The organism is Peribacillus sp. P4_C12 (assembly GCF_056402095.1).
On the sequence record NZ_JBFUIB010000250.1, the window covers coordinates 1 to 5,519 of the forward strand.

The 5,519-nt window shown below is 32.7% G+C and carries 4 protein-coding genes and 1 pseudogene; 4 read left to right on the plus strand and 1 reads right to left on the minus strand.

The genetic code is table 11. The features are described 5' to 3' along the window. A pseudogene (locus AC1DUW_RS20255) lies at nt 1–303 on the minus strand (D-serine ammonia-lyase); the annotation flags it as partial. A gap of 152 nt (nt 304–455) precedes the next feature. On the opposite strand from AC1DUW_RS20255, the gene AC1DUW_RS20260 reads away from it, so the two are divergent. The 4 genes from AC1DUW_RS20260 to AC1DUW_RS20275 all read left to right on the plus strand — a co-directional run bounded on the left by AC1DUW_RS20260 (nt 456) and on the right by AC1DUW_RS20275 (nt 5,290). After that, nucleotides 456–1,001: a helix-turn-helix domain-containing protein gene (locus AC1DUW_RS20260; RefSeq protein ID WP_053344572.1), complete on the plus strand. Its 546-nt coding sequence runs from the start codon at nt 456–458 to the stop codon at nt 999–1,001. 783 nt (nt 1,002–1,784) lie between these two features. Further along, the gene (locus AC1DUW_RS20265) at nt 1,785–2,366 is read left to right on the plus strand and encodes a helix-turn-helix domain-containing protein (RefSeq protein WP_053344573.1); all 582 of its coding nucleotides are present in this window, start codon (nt 1,785–1,787) and stop codon (nt 2,364–2,366) included. Nucleotides 2,367–2,406: 40 nt separating this feature from the next. After that, on the plus strand, nt 2,407–3,528 hold the full coding sequence (gene eutH / locus AC1DUW_RS20270) for an ethanolamine utilization protein EutH (protein ID WP_053344574.1): 1,122 nt from the start codon (nt 2,407–2,409) through the stop codon (nt 3,526–3,528). Further along, the gene (locus tag AC1DUW_RS20275) at nt 3,512–5,290 is read left to right on the plus strand and encodes an aminopeptidase P family protein (RefSeq protein WP_053344575.1); all 1,779 of its coding nucleotides are present in this window, start codon (nt 3,512–3,514) and stop codon (nt 5,288–5,290) included. The genes eutH and AC1DUW_RS20275 overlap by 17 nt, the downstream gene beginning before the upstream one ends. Nucleotides 5,291–5,519 lie beyond the last annotated feature (229 nt).

Genomic DNA, 5,519 nt, shown 5'->3' on the forward strand with positions numbered 1-5,519 from the left:
AGGTTGTTGATAATCCTGTTCTAAGGATTGTTTCATGGCAGGAATTCTCACTAAAGGAGATTCTATGATACCATTCGTTCCTTTTGTTTCAGGGAAAACTTTGGCGATATATGGAGCAAAACGCTTCAACCTTTCCTCTGCATCTCTTACATCTTCTTGAGTAAGGGGGGATTTTTTAATGCCCGTTTGAAATTTTTCTACATTTGGATTGAGCCAAAATACTTCATCCATCGAAATGAGCTTGTTTAGTAAAGGATATTGGTCTTTCCATGTTTGTATATCTTTGCTTTCAATCTCTTTCATTTGTTTGATCCTCCTAAGTTTTCTTGTAACGAGTTGTGTTATAAATTATAATTAAATAAATTTTAATACAGTTTAACACACAATTATCTCTATGTTAATTTTAATTTAATTTATTTAAATCAAATTTAACATTTCGTTAAGGAGTATCGATTATGGAAAATATAGATATTGGTAAGAAAGTTGAAAAATATAGAAAAGCTAAAGGATTGAGTAGTAGAGAGTTAGCAAAATTAGCTGAAATTACACCTTCAATGTTAAGCCAAATTGAACGAGGTTTGGCGAATCCTTCTATTCAAACCCTAAAGGTCTTAGCTAAAACCCTGAATGTTCCAACTTTTAGTCTTTTACTTGAAGAAACAATTACGGAGGATTTAATCGTTAGGTCTAGTAAACGTAAGAAAATGATCATTGATAATTTGTCTTATGAGTTATTGTCACCTAATTTTACGGGTAATTTAGCAACAGCGATTATGAAAGTTCCTTCGAATACTTCTTCGTCAGAAAATCTTCTAGAACATAGAGGAGAGGAAGTAGCATTTATTTTAGAAGGAAAAATTAAGGTGTATTTAGGTGAAGAAGAATATCTATTAGAAGCTGGTGATAGTGTGAAAATACCAGCAAATTTGAAACATAAATGGGAAAATAATTTTAGTGAAAATGCAGTTGTATTATTTTCAGTTACCCCACCTGTGTTTTAATGTAGAAAAATGTTACATGTAATGTTCTTCTTCCACAATCGGGCGCTTTTCTGTAACAAGGAACAGCGCTTATTTCCATTATAGGGTCAGATAATTGAACAACACCTATAAAGAAAACTGTATATTCATGTATATAGATAAGATTGTGAAATATTGTACTTAAACTAAAGGGGCAGTTTAGTTGAAGAAGGGTTTTTACTCTTATTTAACAATTATGCATATTGTCATTGATGTAGTTTAGGATTACTAGTGATGAACCGTATCATAAGTAAGTGAGGTTAAAAATAGAACCACTTAGAACGTTATTGTGACAACGGTTTAGGTGGTTGTTTTTGAAAGTAATCATCCAAATTCAACTATTTACAATGTAACAAAATCAGGGAGAAGTTTCAAAACTTGCTCAAAGCTCGAAAATTTTTCCTCATTTGAATATAGATCTGTACCTAAAAAACATGACCTAACCAGAAGACTGAGGTTGGTTGATCAAATTGTAGGCAGACTGTATCTTTACTCTCCTTCGAGTTATTGGCGCTTTAGTTGAGTAAGGCACAATAAGATAGCGCTTTTTCGTATTTTATTATCTAACAATCTAGGCGCATAGATCTAATAGATCAAGCGTCTTTTTTTGTGCCAGATTGTGTAATTCTACGGACTGTTCTTGAGAGAATAGATGATTACGTTAATTAAATGATTTTCATATTTATGAAATTATTTCATAATATATTGTGTGTTGCTCTAATATATATTATATTATTCACAATAATGAAAATTCGGGGTGAAGTGATGAATATAGGAATGGAAATAAAGAAATTGAGGACTGAAAAAGGAATTACTTTGAAAGAGTTAAGTGAAAAAAGCGAACTATCTGTTGGATTTCTGTCTCAATTAGAAAGGGGGCTTACTACCATAGCAGTTGATTCACTTGAAAAACTAGCTGATATTTTGGAAGTACATTTAACACATTTTTTTGATTATCCACTTAAAAGGAAAGATATGGTTTTAAGAAGTTATGAACAAGAATTAATGGATTCAGTAGAAGGTGGTTTTATTAAGTATAGTTTAAGTACAAATTTAGAAAATAAACAACTTTTTCCAAGGCTTATAGAAATTCTTCCTCAAAAGAAAGATGAAGAAATATTATCCTATAAGCATAAGGGAGAAGAGTTCATTTATGTTTTAGAGGGTATATTAACAGTTTACATAAATGGTAAGAGGCATGAAGTATATCCTGGTGACAGTGTTCATATGGACTCAAATATTGCCCACAATTGGGCTAATTATACGAACAAAAAGGTCAAGCTTATAGCTGTTAATACGCCTAATTATATCTACAATAGTGGGTTTTATACTACAGATGCTGATTAGTAAAGACATTATATAAAGTAAATAGAAAGTGATCATAACTATGGATAAATTTGTATTATATCTAATCGGTTCTTTTTTTGTAATCGGAGCTATTGATTATATTACCGGAAATCATTTGAAACTGGGTGGGAAATTTGAGGAAGGCATAAAGACCATGGGAGCTTTAGGGCTTGGCATGATAGGAATACTTTCTTTAGCCCCTATATTTACAAATTTTTTATCCGCTGAGATTATTCCAATCTTTAGAGTTTTTCATCTAGATCCTTCTATCGTTCCAGCAGCATTTTTAGCTGTAGATATGGGGGGCTATCAAATGGCTAATGAGCTAGCATTGACAGAGGAAATGGGGGCATTCTCAGGAATTATCATCGCATCTACATTAGGAGCCACAATTAGTTTTTCAATACCTGTCGCGTTAGGGATGCTTTCTAAAGAGGATGAAAAATATTTTTCTAAGGGTGTGTTGGTTGGAATTATTACTATACCAATAGGATGTCTTGCAGCAGGCTTATGGCAAAAAATAAATATCAATATATTAGTATGGAATCTGGTACCTATATTTGTTTTTGCCATTATTTTAGGAGCAGGATTATTAAAAGCTCCTCATGTTTTTATAAAAGTTTTTAATGTATTTGGAAAGCTTATAATGAGTTTGAGTACTGTTGGATTACTTTTACAAGGTATAGATGTGATTTTTGGTGTAAGGCTTGTCTCAGGATTAGCACCACTATCTGAATCTACTGTAATAGTAGGCAAGATCGCATTTGTTTTAGGTGGAGCATATCCTATGCTAGCACTTATCAATCGAATTTTTAAAAATAGTTTTAAAGAAATAGGGGAGAAATTTGGAATTAATTCAGTGTCAGTAGCAGGCATTCTAGGAAGTTTGGCTAGTAATCTGTTGATATTTGGAACATTTAAGGAAATGAATCCTAAAGGAAAAGTGGTATGTACTGCCTTTGGAGTAAGTGGAGCATTTGTATTTGGAGGTCAATTTGGATTTGTGTCAGGAGTAGCCCCAGAAATGTTAGGAGCGTTTATCATATCAAAGCTTACAGCCGGAATAATTAGTATAGTACTAGCTGCATGGCTATATGATCGTGAAAATAAAGAATTTAGTTTTAAGGAAAATGGAGGTATTAGTAATGAATATCAGGGATAGGGTCGAAAAGTTAAGACAGCTAATGAAAGAAAATCAAATGGATGCTTATATAATTCCCAGTTTTGATGCACATCAGAGTGAATATGTAGCAGAACATTGGAAATGTAGACAATGGATATCAGGATTTACAGGGTCTGCAGGTACTGTAGTTATTACATTAGAGGATGCTGGGTTATGGACAGATGGTAGATACTATATTCAAGCAGAAAAGCAGCTTGAGGGCTCAGGAATCAGATTATTTAGAATGGTGGATCCAGGGGTACCATTTTATTCAGAATGGCTAGCAGATGTTCTTAATGAAGGAAGCATTGTGGGCTTTGATGGAAATGTTTTTTCAATTAATATGCTTAAAAAGATGGAAAAAGATCTAAAAGCAAAGAGAATCGTATTAAAAATGAATCAAGATTTAATTGGTGATCTGTGGGAAGATAGACCGGAGATTCCTAAAGGACCAATTTTTACTCATGACGTAAAATATGCAGGCAAATCACAAGTGGAAAAATTAAATGAAGTAAGAAAAGAAATGAAAAATATAGGAGCAAATTATTATATTTTAACTTCCCTTGATGACATTGCATGGCTTTTGAATATAAGAGGGGCCGATGTGCCTAACAATCCAGTTGTAATAGCTAATGTAATCGTAGGAGAACATAAATGTTATTTATTTATTGATTCTTGCAAGGTTTCCCCTTTGGTTAAATTAGAACTGGAGGCTGAAGGAATCAAGTTAAAAGCGAATCATGAAATACAAACTTTCTTAGGAAATCTTTCAAGCGGAGATACCATTATTTTAGATACGAATAAAACAAATAGCAGATTATATAATGCCATTAACAGTATTACAAAGAAAATTGAAATTCCTGACATCACGACTAATTTAAAAGCTATTAAAAATGAAGTTGAGATAAAAAATGTAAAATGGTGTGAAATAAAAGATGGTTTAGCCATGGTGAAATTTATAAAATGGCTAAAAAACGTTGTAGACAAAGAAGAAATTACAGAGATTACTGCAGAAGAAAGATTAGAAGATTTCAGAAGGGCTCAGGAAGGATATGTTGGACCTAGCTTTGATACGATAGCAGGTTATAGAGAACATGCTGCGATGATGCATTATAAAGCCAATAAAGAAACGCAATTTACTCTTAAGAATGAAGGTCTTTTTTTAATTGATTCAGGCGGACAGTATTATGATGGAACAACAGATATTACACGAACGATTGTTTTAGGAAAACTTACCGATGAACAAAAAAGAGATTTTACTTTGGTGTTAAAAGGATTTATTGCATTAAGCTCAGTAAAATATTTATACGGAGCTACAGGCTCTAACTTAGATGTTTTAGCAAGGCAACCAATATGGCAGTATGGTTTAGACTATAAATGCGGGACAGGACATGGGGTAGGTTTTTTCTTGAATGTTCATGAAGGACCACAAAGCATAAGGAATAATAATAATAATGTTACATTAGAAAAAGGCATGATTATTACGAATGAACCGGGAATATACCTTGAAGGTAAATATGGAATTAGAATTGAAAATATGATGTTAGTAGTTGAAGACGAGAAAACAGAGTTTGGTCAATTTATGAAGTTTGAAACAATTACGTATTGCCCAATTGATTTAGCCGGTATCAATAAAGATATGTTAACAGAGAGTGAAAAGCAATGGTTAAACAATTATCATCAAGAGGTATATACGAAGCTAGCTCCTTATTTAAATGAAGAAGAGAGAGGATGGCTAAGGGAAGAAACTAGGGAAATATAAATAGGTATTGCCGAATACAAGGAATATTTTTCGCCTTAAAGTATAAAATCAATGATATTCACTAACCTTTATGCCGATTCCTTTAAAGTACAAGTAGAAATTACAAAAGAGACATATGGATTAAATAGAATTCCGGGTGTTTTTAACCAGTTATGCAGGTGGTTTATGGAGGAAGGAATGGCTGCTTCAACACGAGGGGTCTTATAAAAAGGAATAGGAAGGGATTAAG